The sequence below is a fragment of the Corynebacterium sp. LK2590 genome, assembly GCF_040946105.1.
Classification (GTDB): Bacteria; Actinomycetota; Actinomycetes; order Mycobacteriales; family Mycobacteriaceae; genus Corynebacterium.
In genome coordinates, this window is record NZ_JAYWMH010000001.1 from 208,120 (window position 1) to 223,684 (window position 15,565).

Genomic DNA, 15,565 nt, shown 5'->3' on the forward strand with positions numbered 1-15,565 from the left:
GCGGGTGTCTGAACTGCCCAGTGACTTAAGTAAAGGAACCTCACATGGCTGTCAAGATTAAGCTGCAGCGGTTGGGCAAGATCCGCACCGCTCACTACCGCGTTGTCATCGCGGATTCCCGCACCCGCCGCAACGGTAAGGTTATCGAGAACATCGGTATCTACCAGCCGAAGCAGGAGCCGTCCCTGATCGACATCGATTCCGAGCGCGTTCAGTACTGGCTGTCCGTCGGCGCCCAGCCGACCGAGCCGGTTCTGGCGCTGCTGAAGGTCACCGGCGACTGGCAGAAGCACAAGGGCCTGCCGGGCGCCGAGGGCACCCTGAAGGTGGCCGAGGAGAAGCCGTCCAAGCTGGACCTGTTCAACGCTGCTCTGGCTGAGGCCAACAACGGCCCGACCATCGAGGCCATCACCGAAAAGAAGAAGAAGGCCAAGGAAGAGGCCGAGGCTAAGGCTGCTGCCGAGAAGGAAGCAGAAGAGAAGGCCGCCGCTGAGGCTGCCGAAGCCGCCGAGGCTGCCTCCGAGTCTGAGGCCGAGGGCGAGGCTTCCTCCGAGGAGTCCGCTGAGTAATCCTCAGTAGCTTTCATCCCGCCAACCCCGCGAGGTTGGCGGGATTTTTCGTTTTGGCACGCCGAGTAGGCGCTACGGACGTGGTCCGTGGCGCCTTTTGCGTGTTTCTGCTGGGTTTGTTCCTTGTGGCCCGGAGGTCGTGGGGTCGCTGGCCTTGTTCCTGGTGGTGTCCCCTCGCAGCCTGGTCTCGCGGCGGGTCTAGGGGCCGCCGCCCCAGGGCGGGTCCCATGTCACCTTGCCGTGTCTTCGGTTGACCCTCCCGTGTCTGGGGTAGGCCGGGTCGTCATCATTCCAGGAATTATGGAACTCACACAGTAGCGTCAGGTTCTCCTGGTTGGTCTCACCGCCGTCGGCCCACGGGTGGATGTGGTGGACCTGGCACTCATCGGTCGGCTTGCGGCAGTTTGGCCACGCGCAGGTGGTGGTCTCGGCCTTGGCCATGTCCTTCTGCTTCGGTGAGGCGTGGCGCTGGAAGCGGTACTGGTTGACCGGACCCCGCCGCGGATCCACCAGCGTGGCCAGGCCGGCATCCAGCAGGCATTGGCGGACGTACTCGGCCCCAGTCATGGTGGTCCCGTTGGTTAGCTGCAGGGTGATCTCGTCCCCGTCGCCGGACAAGATGCGCACCCAGTCGGGCAGGGAGATGACCACGTGCGTGGCCTTCGGCTGCTTCTCCAGTCCGCCGCTAAACAGGGCCTCGACATCCGGGATGGTCTTAATTGACGCCCAGAGGTTTTCCACCAGCTCAGGGTCGCCGGTGATAGAAAAAGTACTCGGTCCGTCTTTGCGGCGGGTCACGCGCACGCCTTCGGTCGGCGGTGCCGGGCGGTTAAGCTCCAGGACTTTCTGGTTGGCCAACCGGCGCAGCTGCTTGGTGGTGCCGGGGGTGTTGCACAGTTCTATGAGCATTGCCCAGGCCTCGCCCTGGTTGCGCACCCGGCGGAAGGCGTTGTCCAGCACCAGCAACGTGTCCAGGTGGTGTCCGGATTCTGCGGCACCCCGGCGGGCGGCGGCTTGCTTGCGCGTGTAGGTCGTGTGCCCGAAGAAGGTTTGGCAGGCGCGATGGTGCGCGGCTGCGGCAACGTCCGACATGACAGCCTTCAGGGCAGGCAGGCTCAACTCGCGGCACAGGCCCAAATACTGGATCCCGTCCGCGAAGATTGAGTGCGCTGCTTTCAAAGTGTCCATGGCTGTCGTCGTCATGCCCCACACGCTAGAAGCACACGTCAACCCCTACAAGGCCCGGAAACCCGATCTGTGGATAACTCGGAGCACAGTAACCATCCTGCACGCGGCCCGAAACAGCAGAAAACGCCCGTTTTTACGGCGCCACCTGCCTAAGGGCCGAAAAATGGAGCAACGTGACCAGGTAGCGGCAGGGAGGCATCGTTAGGCACAAAAATGGCCCCCGCACCGGGCGGGGGCTGTGGATAATGCCCACCGAGGCGCGGGCACGCGAACAGGAGGAAACCGCTAGTAGTATCTACTAGTCCAGCAAGGCTTTGTGTACTGTTGCGAAGACGTGATCGGCTAGCTGCAGTTGTGTCGACTCCTCGAGCGTGGACAGGTGGCTTTCGAGGCACAGATGCGTGAAGCCGTGCAGAGTGGACCAGGCGCTGATGGTGTTGTGGAGGAGCCGCTCCTCGGACAGCGCGGTGCCGGCCTCGGAGGCGTAGGCGGTCATGGCGCTGCGGTAGGCGAGGATGGCCTCGACGTGCGAGTGCGGCAGCTGGTGGCGGTTGGCTAGCTCCGCGGGGGACAGCGCCTCGGCGTTGCTGAGCGTGGCGCTGAAGGCGGTGGCGAAGGTCGTGTCCGCGATGTTGAGCATGCAGCGGAAGAAATTGGGCTCCTCGCAGGAGAAATTGAAGTAGGCCCAGGCGGCATCGTGAAGCGCTTGGCTGGCGGTGGTGGTGCCGGCGCCAAAGCTGTCGAGCGCGCCTTGGGTGCGGCGGACTAGCTCGCTGATGGCGGCCTTGGCGACGGCGTGCTGGAGCTCGCCCTGGTTCTTGAAGTGGCGGTAGGCGGACGTCGGGGAAACGTCGGCCTCGCGGGTGACCGCCCGGATGGTCACGGCAGAGGGGCCTCCGCGCTTGCCGTACTTGGTTGCAATGCGTAGCAACTCGTTGTACAGGTCACCGTGATGGTAAGGCTTCGATCGCTGTTCCACCCTCGCCACGGTATCACTGAATTTTTATCCAAGAACTGTCTCGCGTAGTGAGAAGGCGGCGCATGGGGGTGAAAAGTCTTTATTTATTGGCGCGGATTTTCTCCCGTGTGCATCATGAGCAGCATGACGGCAGGGGCGTCACCTTTGTTTTTCTCCGCGGGGCAATCGACCCGGTGCGGCGCGTAGGCAGGGAGGTGGATCACAGTGCCGGGGGTGACGGCAGCGGACTGACCCTCGAATCCAAAAGTGACTTCTCCGGCCAAGCACTGCACCGTAATGGGGTGGGCGGCCTTGTGATCGGGCAGGGACTGGCCGGGCAGGAAGCTGAATAGGATGAGGTTGACGCCGTCGGCGGTCAGTACGCGGCGGACTCCGGGGCGGGGCCGGGAGGCATCGCTGGGCGGGGCGAGCTCGAGCAGGTTGAGGTGGGTCAGTGTGCCCTCGGCCGGGGTGGCTTCGCCGAAGGTCTCGGGGCGGTTAATCGGTAGGTGGTCCATCGGTGTCCAGTCTAGCGAGCGCGCCAATTAGTATGGTGCGTATGGATTTGATGATTGGCCGCGTCGTGAAGTCGCACGGGGTGAAAGGTGAGGTCGCGGTGGACGTGACCACGGACGACCCAGACGCCCGCTTTGCGGTGGGTGAGGTGCTGCAGGGCAAGCAGGGAAACAAGGAGCACACGCTGACTATCGCGTCGGTGCGCCCGCACCAGGCGCGCCTGTTGGTGCGCTTCGAGGAGATCCCGGACCGCACCGCCGCAGATTCCCTGCGGGGCACCAAGTTCTTCGCGCCCCCGCTTGACGATGCCGACGACGACGGCTTCTACGAACACGAACTGTTGGGCCTGCGCGTCATCCACGACGGCGCGGACATCGGCGAGGTCACCGCCCTGCAGCCCGGGGTCGCGCACTCGCTGCTGGAGTTTAGCGGCGCCGAGGGGAGCACGGGACTTATCCCGTTCGTGGAGGAAATGGTCCCGGAGGTTGACCTGGAGGCGGGGACCGTGACGGTCACCCCGCCGGAGGGGCTGCTGGATCTATGAGGCTCGACGTAGTCACGATCTTCCCGGAGTATCTGGAGCCGCTGCGCCACGCGCTGCTGGGTAAGGCCATCGAGCAGGACCTGCTGCAGGTCGGCGTCCACGACCTGCGCCAGTGGGCCACGGACCGGCACAAGTCGGTGGATGATTCCCCGTTCGGCGGCGGTCCGGGCATGGTCATGAAGCCTACGGTCTGGGGCCCGGCGCTGGACGATGTTGCCGCCGGCACCGGTCCGGCCGCTACCGCCGCGCGCTTGGAGTCCTCGCTGCCGCACCTGAACCGGGCCCGCCACGACGAGCTGGAGAGCATCGAGGCGCGCCCGTATGCGGGCGACGGCGCCCCCGGCGAGGAGGACGACCGCCCGCTGCTTATCGTGCCGACGCCGGCGGGCGAGCCGTTCACGCAGGCGCACGCGCGGGAGTTTTCCCGCGAGGACCACATTGTTTTTGCCTGCGGGCGCTACGAGGGCATCGACCAGCGCGTCATCGACGACGCCCAGCGCCGCTACCGGGTACGCGAGGTCTCCATCGGCGACTACGTGCTTATCGGCGGCGAGGTCGCGGTGCTGGTGATCGCGGAGGCCGTGGTCCGGCTGGTGCCGGGCGTGCTGGGCAACCAGCGCTCGCACGAGGAAGATTCCTTCTCCGACGGGTTGCTGGAAGGCCCCAGCTACACCAAGCCGCGCGTGTGGCGGGAGCTTCCGGTGCCGGAGGTGCTGGCCTCGGGCGATCACGCGAAGGTGGACCGCTGGCGCCGGGAGGAGTCGCTGCGCCGCACCCGGGCCCGCCGCCCGGAGCTTTTGGAAGGTGCCGAACTCAGCGAAGCCGACCGCGCCTTCCTGGCAGGCCTCGACGCGGATGGGGAGGCCCAGTAGGCATGGAGGTATCTACCGATCTGTCCGTCCTGGTGGGCGAGGAGGAGCTGCGCGCATGCGTGCCCGCGATGCCCGCCGCCCTGGCCGAGCGCCGCGTCACCGTCAGCGACATCGCGGTCGAGGTCGTCGACGCCGAGTGCGCGGCGGACAACGTCCTGGTCCGCGAGTACGTCTGGAAGCACGGCCAGGAGCCGGTCGGGCTGGTGGTGTGGCGGGTCATCGTCAACGCGGAGACCACGCTGGCGCTGCCGAAGGTGACCCAGGCGGTCGCGGAGACGCTGCCCGCCGCGGCGCTAAGCTACGGCACGAGCGAAATCGGACACACCGAGTTTGGCCTGGGCACGACCCTGGCGTACTCGTCGTCCCGGTAATTTAGATTCTTAGTAGAAGAGGTGTTTTGTGAATATTGCAGCCACGATTGCTGCGGAATTGAACGTGCGCGTCGACCAAGTCGAGGTCGCGCTCAAGCTCATGGCGGAGGGCAACACCGTGCCCTTCATCGCCCGCTACCGCAAGGAGGCGACCGGCGGGCTCGACGATGCCCAGCTGCGCACCATCGAGGAGCGCGCCACCTACCTGCGCGAGCTGGAAGAGCGCAAGGAAACGGTGCTGGCGGCCATCGAGGAGCAGGGCAAGCTGACCGACAATCTGCGCGCCCAGATTGTGGCCTGCGAGTCGAAGGCCCGCCTGGAGGACCTGTACCTGCCCTACAAGAAGCGGCGCAAGACGAAGGCGGACATCGCCCGCGAGGCCGGCCTGGAGTCGCTGACCGATAAGCTCATCGAGAACCCGGCGGCGGACCCGGACAAGCTGGCTGAGCAGTTCGTGACCGAGGGCTTTGCCGAGCCGAAGAAGGCGCTGGAGGGCGCTCGGGCCATCCTGGTGGACCGCTTCGCCCTCGATGCCGACCTGGTCGGCCAGGTGCGCGAGAAGTTCTTCGACGACGGCGCGCTGGGCGCCCAGGTCGTCGAGGGTAAGGAGGCCGAGGGAGCGAAGTTTACGGACTACTTCGACTTCTCGGAGCCGTTCGACTCGCTGCCGTCGCACCGCATCCTGGCGCTGCTGCGCGGCGAGTCCGAGGGCGTGCTGCACCTGAACCTGGACGCCGGCGAGGACGCGGCTTACGAGGGGATCATCGCGGATCGCTTCGACCTGGATACCTCCTCGGCCTGGCTGGCCAACGCGGTGCACTGGGGCTGGCGGACCAAGCTTTACGTCTCCTCCAGCCTGGACGTGCGCATGCGGCTGAAGGAGCGGGCCGAGGAGGGCGCGTTGCAGGTATTCGCCACGAACCTGCGCGACGTGCTGCTGGCCGCCCCGGCCGGCCAGCGCGCCACCCTGGGCCTGGACCCGGGCTACCGCAATGGTGTGAAATGCGCGGTCGTGGACGCGACCGGCAAGGTGTTAGATACCACCATCATCTACCCGCACCAGCCGCAGAATCAGTGGTCGCAGGCGGTTAAGGCGCTGGCCACCTGGTGCGCGCAGCACTCGGTGGACCTGATGGCCATCGGCAACGGTACCGCCTCCCGCGAGACCGAGAAGCTGGCCGGCGAGGTCGCTGACCTGGTCGCCCAGGCCGGCGGGGCGCGGCCCACACCCGTGGTGGTCTCCGAGTCGGGGGCCTCGGTCTACTCGGCCTCCCCGCTGGCGGCGGAGGAATTCCCGGACATGGACGTCTCCCTGCGCGGGGCGGTCTCGATTGCCCGCCGCCTCCAGGATCCGCTGGCCGAGCTGGTCAAGATCGACCCGAAGGCCATCGGCGTGGGCCAGTACCAGCACGACGTCAACCAGACCCAGCTGGCGCGCACCCTGGACGCGGTCGTCGAGGACGCCGTCAACGGGGTAGGGGTGGACCTGAATACCGCCTCGGTCCCGCTGCTGGAGCGCGTCGCCGGGGTGAACTCCACCATCGCCGGTAACATCGTGGCCTACCGCAACGAGCACGGCAGCTTCGCCAGCCGCAAGGAGCTCAAGAAGGTTCCGCGGCTAGGGCCTAAGGCCTTCGAGCAGTCCGCCGGCTTCCTGCGCATCACCGGCGGCACCGACCCGCTGGATGCTTCCGCGGTGCACCCGGAGGCCTACCCAATCGTGGCGGCGATTGCGAAGTCGACGGGGCTGGGCATCGGCGAGCTGATTGGCAACTGCCGGGTGTTGAGCGCGCTGAACCCGCAGGACTTCGCCGACGAGACCTTCGGTGTGCCGACGGTGACCGACATCATCGCGGAGCTGGACAAGCCGGGCCGCGACCCCCGCCCGGAGTTCAAGACCGCCACCTTCCGCGAGGGAGTAAACAAGGTCTCCGACTTGACCCCTGGCATGATCCTGGAGGGCACGGTCACCAACGTTGCCGCCTTCGGCGCCTTCGTGGACGTGGGGGTCCACCAGGACGGGCTGGTTCACGTGTCCGCGATGAGCCACAAATTCGTCTCCGACCCGCACGAGGTGGTCCGCTCCGGCGAGGTCGTCAAGGTCAAGGTCATGGACGTCGACGTGCAGCGCCAGCGCATCAGCTTGAGCCTGCGCCTGGACGACGAGCCCGGCCAGGACGGCAAGCCTGCTAAGGAAGCCAAGGGCGGTCGGGGCCCGAAGGGCGGCGGCAAGAAGCCGAACAAGCCGCGCGGCGGCAAACGCGGCCAGGTGGCAGCCCCGCAGGGCGGCTCCATGGCCGACGCGCTGCGCAAGGCCGGCTTCGGGCGCTAAGAAGCGCTGCCCGGGATGCGCCCGATGGGAACGACCCGGGTGCCATCCCACTGGAAGGTGACGTCCTCGGTGTAGTTCGGGGAGTCGGCGAAGCCGCCGCCGGCGGCATCGAGGGCCTCGTAGTCCTTGAAGCGGACCGTCACGGAGTCCTCGGTGCTGTCGATGACGGTGTGCTGCTGGGGCGGGTCGCTGCCGACACCCAAGAACTCGCCGTTGTGGAAGAGCATGAGCTGGGTCCCGTACTGCGCGTTGCCGCGCTCGGCCTGGAGGACCGTAGCCCAGGTCAGCGTATGGCAGGGGTTGTAGTTGGTCTCGCCCAGGTATTCCCACCCGTAGCTGTTGGCGGGAAGCTTGTCGAGGTTGTCGTAAATCTCGGCGGCCTGAGTATCGACGGCGCAATCGGCGTCGTGAGGCGCAGCCTCCACGGCCGAGGAATCCGGTGCTGCCGTTGACGCCGGAGCCGACGTCGTCGAAGTCTCTTGAGCTGTCTCCTCCGCGGTCGAGGTCGGGGCGGTCGCGGAACTGGTAGAGCTGGCCGGAGCGCTGGCAGTATCGCTAGCAGGCTCGCTGGCAGTGTCGACGGAGTCGGGATTGCTGCACGCGGCCAGCAGGCCCACGCACGCGGTGGCAATCGCAGCGGTTACGGTGGCGGTGACACGGTTCTTCATAGGGCCAAAGTACCGCACGCCGGGATTTGGCGTGGCCTTTATGGTTGTGTCAAAATAGACAACTGCTGTATGTAACAGGCACGAACCGGCGCCTTGGCGCTAGGGTCCTCTGTCTTAAACTGAAAAGGATTCAAACAATGAGCAACATCATCGACAAGATCGATGCCGCGCAGATGCGCGACGACATCCCGGCCTTCCGCCCGGGCGACACCCTCGAGGTTGACGTGAAGGTCATCGAGGGCAGCACCGAGCGTACCCAGCTGTTCAAGGGCGTCTGCATCCGCCGCCAGGGCTCCGGCATCCGCGAGACCTTCACCGTCCGCAAGGTCTCCTTCGGTATTGGTGTCGAGCGTACCTTCCCGGTGCACTCCCCGAACCTGGCCTCCATCAAGGTCTCCCGCCGTGGCCGCGTCCGCCGCGCCAAGCTGTACTACCTGCGCGACCTGCGCGGTAAGAAGGCCCGCATCAAGGAGCGCCGCTAGTCGCTCCCCGCGCACCCAAAGCTCGTGGGTGCGCTCCACGCCGCCGGTTCCTCGGACCACTAAGTCCGGGCCGGCGGCGTTTTGTCATGTCGGGGCCGTTTCGGCGGCTGCCCGCGAGGTGCTCGCCGCCGCGGTCGGCATTGTTGATAGGATCTACTGCGTGAATTACGACAACACAGCATCAACCCCGACCCCGGATGAGCCCGAGCAGTCCCCGGCGCAACCGGTGGAGCAGGAAAAGAAGCAGCTGCCGTGGCTGGTGGAAACGGCTCTGATCGTCGTGGGCGTGCTGCTGGTTGTCGGCGTCGTGCAGACCTTCATCGGCCGCCAGTACGTCATCCCGTCGGCGTCCATGGAACCGACCCTGCACGGCTGCGAGGGCTGCACCAACGACCGGATTTTCACCGAGAAGATCAGCTACTACGGCGACAACCACCCCGAGCCGGGCGACGTCATCGTCTTCGAGGGAACCGACTCTTGGAATACCAACTACCAGTCGCCGCGCTCGGATAACTCGGTCATCGCGGCCATCCAGGAGGCGCTGAGCTTCGTCTCCCTCGCCCCGCCGGACGAGAACACGCTGGTCAAGCGCGTCATCGCGACCGGTGGGCAGACCGTGTCCTGCCAGGCTGGCGACCCGTCCGTCATGGTGGACGGCAAGCCCGTCAACCAGGATTACGTGATGGATCCGCCGACCTACCCAGTTGACGAGAACTCCGGCTCCGAGGCCTGCGGCGGTCCGTACTTCGGCCCGGTGACCGTGCCGGAGGGCAACTACTTCATGATGGGCGATAACCGCACCAACTCGGCGGATTCGCGCTACCACCTCGACGACCCCTACCACGGCACCATTCCGGACGAAAACGTGCGCGGCAAGGTAGCCTTCGTCTTCTTCCCGTTCGACCGGCTCGGCGGTGTCGATGACCCGGACATCCAGCAGTAGCCAGCCTGCGCGTTCACCCCGGCGTGATTTCCGGCGCGCGGGGGATCCCCGCCCGGATACCCGCCGGGCGGGGCAGCGGCCGGCCCAGGCGCCCCGCTACGAGGACGACGGCGCCAGCTGGTGGCGCGGCATGGCCCTGGCCGTCGTGGCGACCGTCGTGCTGCTGAGCCTCATCCAGACCTTCATCGGCCGGCTCTACGTGGTCCCGTCCGGTTCGATGGAGCCGACCTTCCACGGCTGCGCCGGCTGCGAGAACGACCGCATCGCGGTGGAGCGGGTCTCGTATTATTTCCAGGACCCGCAGCCCGGCGACGTCATCGTCTTCGCCTCCACGCCCTCCTGGGACGGCGAGTTCACCGTGGAGCGCTCGAACAACGTGCTGGCGCGCGGCCTCCAGAACCTGTTCTCCCTGGTCGGGCTGGTGCCCAACGCGGACAACATCCTGACCAAGCGCGTCATCGCCACCGGCGGGCAGACCGTGTCCTGCCAGGCCGGTGACCCGGCCGTGATGGTCGACGGTCGGCCGACGGATCAGTCCTTCGTGCTGAGCCCGCCGGTCAACGAGATCAACCCGCTGACCGGCTCGGAGGCCTGCGGCGGGGACCACTTCGGGCCGGTGACCGTGCCGGAGGACAGCCTGTGGGTGATGGGGGATTCGCGGACGAATTCGCTCGACTCCCGCGCCCACCTGGGCGATAACCGGCAGGGGACCATCCCGGTCGACAACGTCCGCGGCAAGGTGCGCGCGGTGGTCCTGCCGCTGGGGCGCGGCGGCATCGTCGAGCACTCGGACATCCTGGGGTAGCCGGACGTGCGGGCACTGAAACAGTTGCGGACCTACGAGGTCGCGCTTTCCAAGGCGGGCCTGGGGCCGGTCGCGGGCGTGGACGAGGCCGGCCGCGGGGCGTGCTGCGGGCCGATTACCATCGCCGCCTGCGTGCTGCCCGACAAAATCATCCCGGAGCTTGCCACCCTGACTGATTCCAAGAAGCTCACGCCGCGGGCGCGTGAGCGGCTCTATCCCATCATCCAAGACTGCGCCCGGGCCTTCGCCGTCGTGCACATCGGGCCCGCCGACATCGACCGCCGCGGCATCCAGCACGCCAATGTCTCCGGGATGCGGCGGGCGGTCGCGCGCCTGGACCTGCGGCCGGGCTATGTGCTTACCGATGCCCTGAAGGTGCCCGGCATGCCCTGCCCGCAGCTGCCGATGACCGGCGGCGACGCGGCGGCTCGGTGCATCGCGGCGGCGAGCGTGCTGGCCAAGGTCTCTAGGGACCGGCTGATGGCCGAACTCGACGAGCGCTACCCGGGCTACGGCCTGGCCGGGCACAAGGGCTACGGGACGGCGGCGCACACGCGCGCCGTCGAAGAGCTGGGGGTGAACCCGCAGCACCGCCTGAGCTATGCGAACGTCGCCGCCGCGCAGCGAAAATACCTGGGCGCGCCTTGACGTGTGCGGGCCGTGGGCAGAATATGCTGGGCGTTATTACCTGCCCACGCGCTAAGGAGGAAGACCAACGTGAGTGCCGAGGACCTGGACAACTACGAGGCTGAAGTCGAGCTGTCGCTCTACCGCGAGTACCGCGACGTGGTCAGCCAGTTTTCCTACGTGGTCGAGACGGAGCGACGCTTCTACCTGGCGAACGCGGTAGAGCTCATCCCGCACACCTCCGGTGCGGACGTCTACTACGAGGTGCGCATGTCGGACGCCTGGGTCTGGGACATGTACCGCGCGGCCCGCTTCGTGCGCTACGTCCGGGTGATCACCTACAAGGACGTCAACATCGAGGAGCTCGATAAGCCCGATTTCGTCCTGCCCGACTAGGGCTGCGGCACTATAGGCACTGGCGGGGCGGCGCGCAACTTGGAGCGCGCGGCGCCTGTGGATAACTCGGGGTGGAAAGCAGTTATCCACAATTTCGGCCCGCGCGGGCCCAACTGCCCTTGTGCGGGGGTTGACTGTGGCGGTGTGATGTGGGTGTGCCGGTCGGCACGCGTTTTAAGCCACAGATTTTTGGGGGAATTTCTACATGCACACCGCCTATACACGCAACCATGCCTTAGCCCGCCGCGGGGAAGCTTACGCGGCGCAGTTTTACCGCCGCCGCGGCGGCCAAGTCCTGGCCCACAACGTCCACTACGCGGTCGGGGAGATCGACCTTGTCGTGCTGGCGGGCGATACCGTCATCTTCGTTGAGGTCAAAACCCGCAGCCGGCGCGACTTCGGCGTCGCCGAGGCCGTGAGCCCGCGCAAGCTGGCGCGCCTGCGCAAGGCGGCGCGGCTCTGGCTGAAGGACAAGCCTTTCACGCAGGTGCGCTTCGACGTCGTGGCGCTGGTGACCTGCGGCGCAGGCTTCGAGCTCGAGCACTACCCGGGGGTCGATGATGGCGCTCGGTAAATGCTATACCACCGCCCTGGACGGGGTCTTGGCCAACGTGGTCACCGTCGAGGCCAATATCGGGGCCGGGCTGCCGGGCACCCACGTGGTGGGCCTGGCGGATGCCGCCATCACGGAATCGCGCGAGCGCATGCGCACCGCGGTGACCAACTCGCAGCTGCGCTGGCCCAAAACGAAGATCATCATCTCCATGTCGCCGGCGTCCATGCCGAAGTCCGGCTCCCACTTCGACCTGCCCATGGCGCTGGCCATCCTGGTCGCGGCGATGGGCCCGGAGGCGGACCTGGAAACGGGCATCGACGGCGCCAGCCCCGCGGGGCGCCTGGCCAGCTGCCTGGTGCTGGGCGAGCTGGGCCTGGACGGGACCGTGCGCGGGGTGCCCGGGGTCATCCCGGCGCTGCTGTCGGCGCGCAAGCACGGCTACCGCACGGTGCTCATCCCGCCGGACAACGCCGCGGAGGCCGCGCTGATTTCCGACATGAACGTGCTGGTAGCGCCGACGCTCGAGCGGGCGCTGGCGTGGGTCTGCGGGGCGACGCCGCTGCAGTCGGCCGCCGCGGCGGCCGGGCCGGGCGCGCACGCACAGGCGCCGCGCACGCCGCTGGATTTCCGGGACGTGGCCGGCCAGGCGCCGGCGAAGAAGGCCGCGGAGATCGCGGCGGCCGGCGGCCACCACCTGATGATGGTCGGCCCGCCCGGCTCCGGAAAGTCCATGATTGCGGCGCGCCTGCCCAGCATCCTGCCGGCGCTCAGCACTGACGAATCCGTCGAGACCACCGCCGTCCACTCGCTGGCGGGCTCGGCGGGCACGGTCATCGGGCACGCGCCGTTTATCGCCCCGCACTCGTCGATTACGCGGGCGGGCCTGCTCGGCGGCGGGGGAGCACGCGTGCGGCCGGGCGCGGTCAGCCTGGCCCACAACGGGGTGCTCTTCCTCGACGAGGTCTCCGAAATCCCCGCCGCCTTCCTGGACGGGCTGCGCGCGCCGCTGGAGGAGGGCATCGTGCGCGTGGCCCGGGCGCGCCGGGAGGTCAGCTTCCCCGCGCGCTTCCAGCTGGTCATGGCCGCCAACCCGTGCCGCTGCGGGGCCGACCAGGCCTCCCGCTGCCGGTGCCGCTCCGCCGACCGGCAGAACTACCTGCGCAACATCTCCGGCCCGCTGCGCGACCGACTGGATATCATCCTGAGCCTGAGCACCCAGGGGGCGGTCATCGGCAGCGCGGACGAGGAGCCCTCGGCCGTCATTGCTGAGCGGGTGGCCGCGGCCCGGGAGCGTTCCGCGGCCCGGTGGCGAAGCGCCGGCCTGGATGCCCGCACCAACGCCGCGGTGCCGACGTTTTGGATGCGGCGGGAATACCCGGCGACCGAAGACGCGATGGAAACGCTCAAGGCCCTGCTGCTGATGGGGGATATCACGCAGCGCGGCATCGATAGGGCGCTGAAGGTGGCCTGGACGCTCGCGGACCTGGCAGGCCTCAAGCAGCCGGACCTGGACTTGGTCTCGCAGGCGCTGGAACTGCGGCAGGACTCGACGCTCTAATCCAGAAACGGAACAACTACAGGGGGAGGAAAACTTTTATGTCCGATTTTCACTTGCGCACCGAGCTCGACGCCTGGGTCTACCTGAACCGGGTCGTGGAGGGTCCGTCGCGGCACCTGGCCGCGCTGCTGGCCGAGTACCCGGTCGACGAGGTCGCCCACGGCGTCTACCACGCCCGGGACTGGATAGGCCCGCTGCTGCGCCAGACCGCCAGCCGGCGCGATTGGCTGCGCCAGGACGAGGACCTAGCGGCCGCCCGTAGCGTGGGCGCCCGGCTGATCACGCCCGAGGACCCGGAATGGCCCTGCGAGGAGTTCGGGAGCGCCTTCGGCTTTTTCGGCCAGGCGGCGGGGGAGGCCCCGGCCAGCTTCGACGCGGAGGCTGTGGCCCCGCACTCGCTGTGGGTGCGCGGCGGCAGCCTGCGGCAGGCCGTGCAAGAATCCGTGGCCTTAGTTGGTACCCGGGCGATGAGCCGCTACGGCTACGAGGCGACCCAGCTGCTCACCCGGGACCTGTGCCAGCACCACGTCACGGTGGTCTCCGGCGGGGCGCTCGGCATCGACACCACCGCCCACCAGCAAGCGCTCGACAGCGGCGGGTTAACGGTGGCGGTGGCCGCGTGCGGCATCGATTACCCGTACCCGGCGCGCAACGAGCCGCTGTTTAACGCCATCGCCGCGCGCGGCGTCATGGTCAGCGAGTACCCGCCGGGCACCACGCCGCAGCGCCACCGCTTCCTCACGCGCAACCGCCTGGTGGCCGCGCTGACTGCGGGGACCGTGGTGGTGGAGGCATCGTTTCGCTCCGGGGCGCTGAACACCGCGAACTGGGCGGAGGCCCTCGGCAAGGTGGTCATGGCCGTGCCGGGGCCGATTACCGGGCGCGGATCGGTGGGCTGCCACCTGCGCATCCAGGAACAGCGCGCCCAGCTGGTGGCGAACGCGGAGCAGATCCGGGAGCTCATCAGCCCGGTGGGGCAGGTGGACGCGGGCGAGCAGTTCGAGCTGGATTTCGCGGCCAGCCCCACCCAGCGCCTGTCGCGCAACGAGCTGCGCGTTTACGATGCCGTCCCGCCCAGCGACCGCGCCGAGGGAGCCCGCGCCCAGGACATCGCCCGCGAGGCCGGGATGCGCCTGCCGCTGGCCATCCACCTGCTGGTCGCGCTGGAAAAGCAGCAACTGGTGCGCCGCCAGGGCAACCTGTGGGTCCGCGACGGGTTGGCAGACGGGTACTAGGAGCTTCCCGCAGGCCTGACCGCCCGCGGACTAGACTGTGGGGCATGACTACCACGCCCCGCCCCGCCGGCCAGCTGGCCGAGGCGATCGAGGACTTCGCCGAGCACCAGCGGCTGGTGGAAGGCAAGTCGGCGGCGACCGTGCGCGGCTACCGCTCCGACTTGCTTGACTTGTCCCGGACGGTGGGCACGTTCGCGGAGTTTCGCCTCAACGCGTTGCGCGCGTGGCTGGCGGAGGCGGTCAGCCAGGGTAAAGCCCGCTCCACCCTGGCGCGCCGTACCGCGGCGGTGCGCGCCTTTTCCACGTGGGCGCAGCGCCAGGGCCACCTGGACGCCGACGTGGCCGCGCGGCTGGTCAGCCCCAAGGTGGACAAGCACCTGCCGACCGTGTTGGGAACTGACCAGGCCGGCGAGCTGGTCGGCAACGCGGTCTCCCACAACGAGGAGGAATTTGCCCGCGACAGCGCGATCTTGGAGCTTTTGTACGCCACCGGCATGCGCGTGGCGGAGCTGGCCGGGCTCGACTGCGACGACGTCGATCTCGCCCGGGGCACCGCCCGGGTCACGGGTAAGGGCAACAAGCAGCGGGTGGTGCCCTTCGGGCACGCGGCCGCCGATGCCCTGGCGCACTGGCTCGACGATGCCCGCCCCCGCATGGCCGCCGTCGAAGACGCCCTGTTCGTCGGTGTGCGGGGCAAGCGGATTGATGTGCGGCAGGTCCGGCGCATCGTCGAGCGCGCCGGGGCCGTGACCGGCACGCCGGATCTCTCCCCGCACGGGCTGCGGCACTCGGCGGCGACGCACTTGCTCGAGGGCGGGGCGGATCTGCGCGTGGTCCAGGAACTTTTAGGGCACTCCTCGCTGCAGACCACGCAGGTCTACACGCACGTCTCCGCGCAGCGCCTGCAGGAGGTCTACCGCCAGGCGCATCCGCGGGCGTAGAAAA

The 15,565-nt window shown here is 67.9% G+C and carries 18 protein-coding genes; 14 read left to right on the top strand and 4 right to left on the bottom strand.

The window, feature by feature from the left end; genetic code table 11:
* Nucleotides 1-44: 44 nt before the first annotated feature.
* Nucleotides 45-569, top strand: coding sequence for a 30S ribosomal protein S16 (gene rpsP / locus VVR85_RS00930; protein ID WP_368519099.1), 525 nt, complete (start codon nucleotides 45-47; stop codon nucleotides 567-569).
* Between the two features lie 198 nt (nucleotides 570-767).
* On the opposite strand, the gene VVR85_RS00935 is transcribed toward rpsP, so the two are convergent.
* From VVR85_RS00935 to VVR85_RS00945, 3 genes are all read right to left on the bottom strand, one after another.
* Complete coding sequence (locus tag VVR85_RS00935) at nucleotides 768-1,772, bottom strand: HNH endonuclease signature motif containing protein (protein ID WP_368519100.1); 1,005 nt, start codon at nucleotides 1,770-1,772, stop codon at nucleotides 768-770.
* A 283-nt stretch (nucleotides 1,773-2,055) separates the two neighbouring features.
* Entirely contained in the window at nucleotides 2,056-2,736 is a 681-nt protein-coding gene (locus tag VVR85_RS00940) for a TetR/AcrR family transcriptional regulator (protein WP_368519101.1), read from the bottom strand.
* Nucleotides 2,737-2,819: 83 nt separating this feature from the next.
* A complete protein-coding gene (locus tag VVR85_RS00945; RefSeq protein ID WP_368519102.1) occupies nucleotides 2,820-3,233 on the bottom strand; it encodes a cupin domain-containing protein in 414 nt (137 codons plus the stop codon).
* A 41-nt stretch (nucleotides 3,234-3,274) separates the two neighbouring features.
* Between VVR85_RS00945 and rimM the strand changes: the two genes are divergently transcribed.
* The 4 genes from rimM to VVR85_RS00965 are packed head-to-tail and all read left to right on the top strand — an operon-like array spanning nucleotide 3,275 to nucleotide 7,350.
* Nucleotides 3,275-3,775: a ribosome maturation factor RimM gene (gene rimM / locus VVR85_RS00950; RefSeq protein WP_368519103.1), complete on the top strand. Its 501-nt coding sequence runs from the start codon at nucleotides 3,275-3,277 to the stop codon at nucleotides 3,773-3,775.
* On the top strand, nucleotides 3,772-4,647 hold the full coding sequence (gene trmD / locus VVR85_RS00955) for a tRNA (guanosine(37)-N1)-methyltransferase TrmD (RefSeq protein WP_368519104.1): 876 nt from the start codon (nucleotides 3,772-3,774) through the stop codon (nucleotides 4,645-4,647). Before rimM ends, trmD begins: the two co-directional genes overlap by 4 nt.
* A gap of 2 nt (nucleotides 4,648-4,649) precedes the next feature.
* A complete protein-coding gene (locus tag VVR85_RS00960) occupies nucleotides 4,650-5,018 on the top strand; it encodes a hypothetical protein (protein WP_368519105.1) in 369 nt (122 codons plus the stop codon).
* A gap of 28 nt (nucleotides 5,019-5,046) precedes the next feature.
* Nucleotides 5,047-7,350, top strand: a complete 2,304-nt coding sequence (locus tag VVR85_RS00965) for a Tex family protein (protein ID WP_368519106.1) — start codon at nucleotides 5,047-5,049, stop codon at nucleotides 7,348-7,350.
* Here the strand turns inward: VVR85_RS00965 and VVR85_RS00970 are convergent.
* Nucleotides 7,347-8,018, bottom strand: a complete 672-nt coding sequence (locus tag VVR85_RS00970; protein WP_368519107.1) for an LppP/LprE family lipoprotein — start codon at nucleotides 8,016-8,018, stop codon at nucleotides 7,347-7,349. The genes VVR85_RS00965 and VVR85_RS00970 overlap by 4 nt on opposite strands.
* Nucleotides 8,019-8,155: 137 nt before the next feature.
* Here VVR85_RS00970 and rplS point away from each other — a divergent pair, with 137 nt between their 5' ends.
* The 9 genes from rplS to VVR85_RS01015 all read left to right on the top strand — a co-directional run bounded on the left by rplS (nucleotide 8,156) and on the right by VVR85_RS01015 (nucleotide 15,561).
* On the top strand, nucleotides 8,156-8,500 hold the full coding sequence (gene rplS / locus VVR85_RS00975) for a 50S ribosomal protein L19 (protein WP_290222280.1): 345 nt from the start codon (nucleotides 8,156-8,158) through the stop codon (nucleotides 8,498-8,500).
* Between the two features lie 226 nt (nucleotides 8,501-8,726).
* Nucleotides 8,727-9,443, top strand: a complete 717-nt coding sequence (gene lepB / locus VVR85_RS00980) for a signal peptidase I (RefSeq protein ID WP_368519414.1) — start codon at nucleotides 8,727-8,729, stop codon at nucleotides 9,441-9,443.
* Nucleotides 9,421-10,248: a signal peptidase I gene (gene lepB / locus VVR85_RS00985; protein WP_409338162.1), complete on the top strand. Its 828-nt coding sequence runs from the start codon at nucleotides 9,421-9,423 to the stop codon at nucleotides 10,246-10,248. The genes lepB (VVR85_RS00980) and lepB (VVR85_RS00985) overlap by 23 nt, the downstream gene beginning before the upstream one ends.
* A 6-nt stretch (nucleotides 10,249-10,254) precedes the next feature.
* Entirely contained in the window at nucleotides 10,255-10,896 is a 642-nt protein-coding gene (locus tag VVR85_RS00990; RefSeq protein ID WP_368519108.1) for a ribonuclease HII, read from the top strand.
* Between the two features lie 69 nt (nucleotides 10,897-10,965).
* On the top strand, nucleotides 10,966-11,271 hold the full coding sequence (locus VVR85_RS00995; RefSeq protein WP_070768865.1) for a DUF2469 domain-containing protein: 306 nt from the start codon (nucleotides 10,966-10,968) through the stop codon (nucleotides 11,269-11,271).
* A 205-nt stretch (nucleotides 11,272-11,476) separates the two neighbouring features.
* Entirely contained in the window at nucleotides 11,477-11,845 is a 369-nt protein-coding gene (locus tag VVR85_RS01000) for a YraN family protein (RefSeq protein WP_368519109.1), read from the top strand.
* Nucleotides 11,832-13,385 carry a YifB family Mg chelatase-like AAA ATPase gene (locus VVR85_RS01005; protein ID WP_368519416.1) on the top strand — a complete coding sequence of 518 codons (1,554 nt, stop codon included), beginning with the start codon at nucleotides 11,832-11,834 and terminating at the stop codon, nucleotides 13,383-13,385. Before VVR85_RS01000 ends, VVR85_RS01005 begins: the two co-directional genes overlap by 14 nt.
* A gap of 38 nt (nucleotides 13,386-13,423) precedes the next feature.
* Nucleotides 13,424-14,620 carry a DNA-processing protein DprA gene (gene dprA / locus VVR85_RS01010; RefSeq protein ID WP_368519110.1) on the top strand — a complete coding sequence of 399 codons (1,197 nt, stop codon included), beginning with the start codon at nucleotides 13,424-13,426 and terminating at the stop codon, nucleotides 14,618-14,620.
* A gap of 44 nt (nucleotides 14,621-14,664) precedes the next feature.
* Nucleotides 14,665-15,561: a tyrosine recombinase XerC gene (locus tag VVR85_RS01015; RefSeq protein ID WP_368519111.1), complete on the top strand. Its 897-nt coding sequence runs from the start codon at nucleotides 14,665-14,667 to the stop codon at nucleotides 15,559-15,561.
* Nucleotides 15,562-15,565 lie beyond the last annotated feature (4 nt).

Excerpts from the sequence above, each read along its gene's own strand:
- VVR85_RS00960 (WP_368519105.1), top strand. The coding sequence starts at position 4,650 with ATGGAGGTATCTACCGATCTGTCCGTCCTGGTGGGCGAGGAGGAGCTG.
- rimM (WP_368519103.1), top strand. The coding sequence starts at position 3,275 with ATGGATTTGATGATTGGCCGCGTCGTGAAGTCGCACGGGGTGAAAGGT.
- VVR85_RS00945 (WP_368519102.1), bottom strand. The coding sequence starts at position 3,233 with ATGGACCACCTACCGATTAACCGCCCCGAGACCTTCGGCGAAGCCACC.
- VVR85_RS01015 (WP_368519111.1), top strand. The coding sequence starts at position 14,665 with ATGACTACCACGCCCCGCCCCGCCGGCCAGCTGGCCGAGGCGATCGAG.
- rpsP (WP_368519099.1), top strand. The coding sequence starts at position 45 with ATGGCTGTCAAGATTAAGCTGCAGCGGTTGGGCAAGATCCGCACCGCT.
- VVR85_RS00970 (WP_368519107.1), bottom strand. The coding sequence starts at position 8,018 with ATGAAGAACCGTGTCACCGCCACCGTAACCGCTGCGATTGCCACCGCG.
- rplS (WP_290222280.1), top strand. The coding sequence starts at position 8,156 with ATGAGCAACATCATCGACAAGATCGATGCCGCGCAGATGCGCGACGAC.
- VVR85_RS01005 (WP_368519416.1), top strand. The coding sequence starts at position 11,832 with ATGGCGCTCGGTAAATGCTATACCACCGCCCTGGACGGGGTCTTGGCC.
- VVR85_RS01000 (WP_368519109.1), top strand. The coding sequence starts at position 11,477 with ATGCACACCGCCTATACACGCAACCATGCCTTAGCCCGCCGCGGGGAA.
- trmD (WP_368519104.1), top strand. The coding sequence starts at position 3,772 with ATGAGGCTCGACGTAGTCACGATCTTCCCGGAGTATCTGGAGCCGCTG.
- VVR85_RS00935 (WP_368519100.1), bottom strand. The coding sequence starts at position 1,772 with ATGACGACGACAGCCATGGACACTTTGAAAGCAGCGCACTCAATCTTC.
- lepB (WP_409338162.1), top strand. The coding sequence starts at position 9,421 with ATGACCCGGACATCCAGCAGTAGCCAGCCTGCGCGTTCACCCCGGCGT.
- dprA (WP_368519110.1), top strand. The coding sequence starts at position 13,424 with ATGTCCGATTTTCACTTGCGCACCGAGCTCGACGCCTGGGTCTACCTG.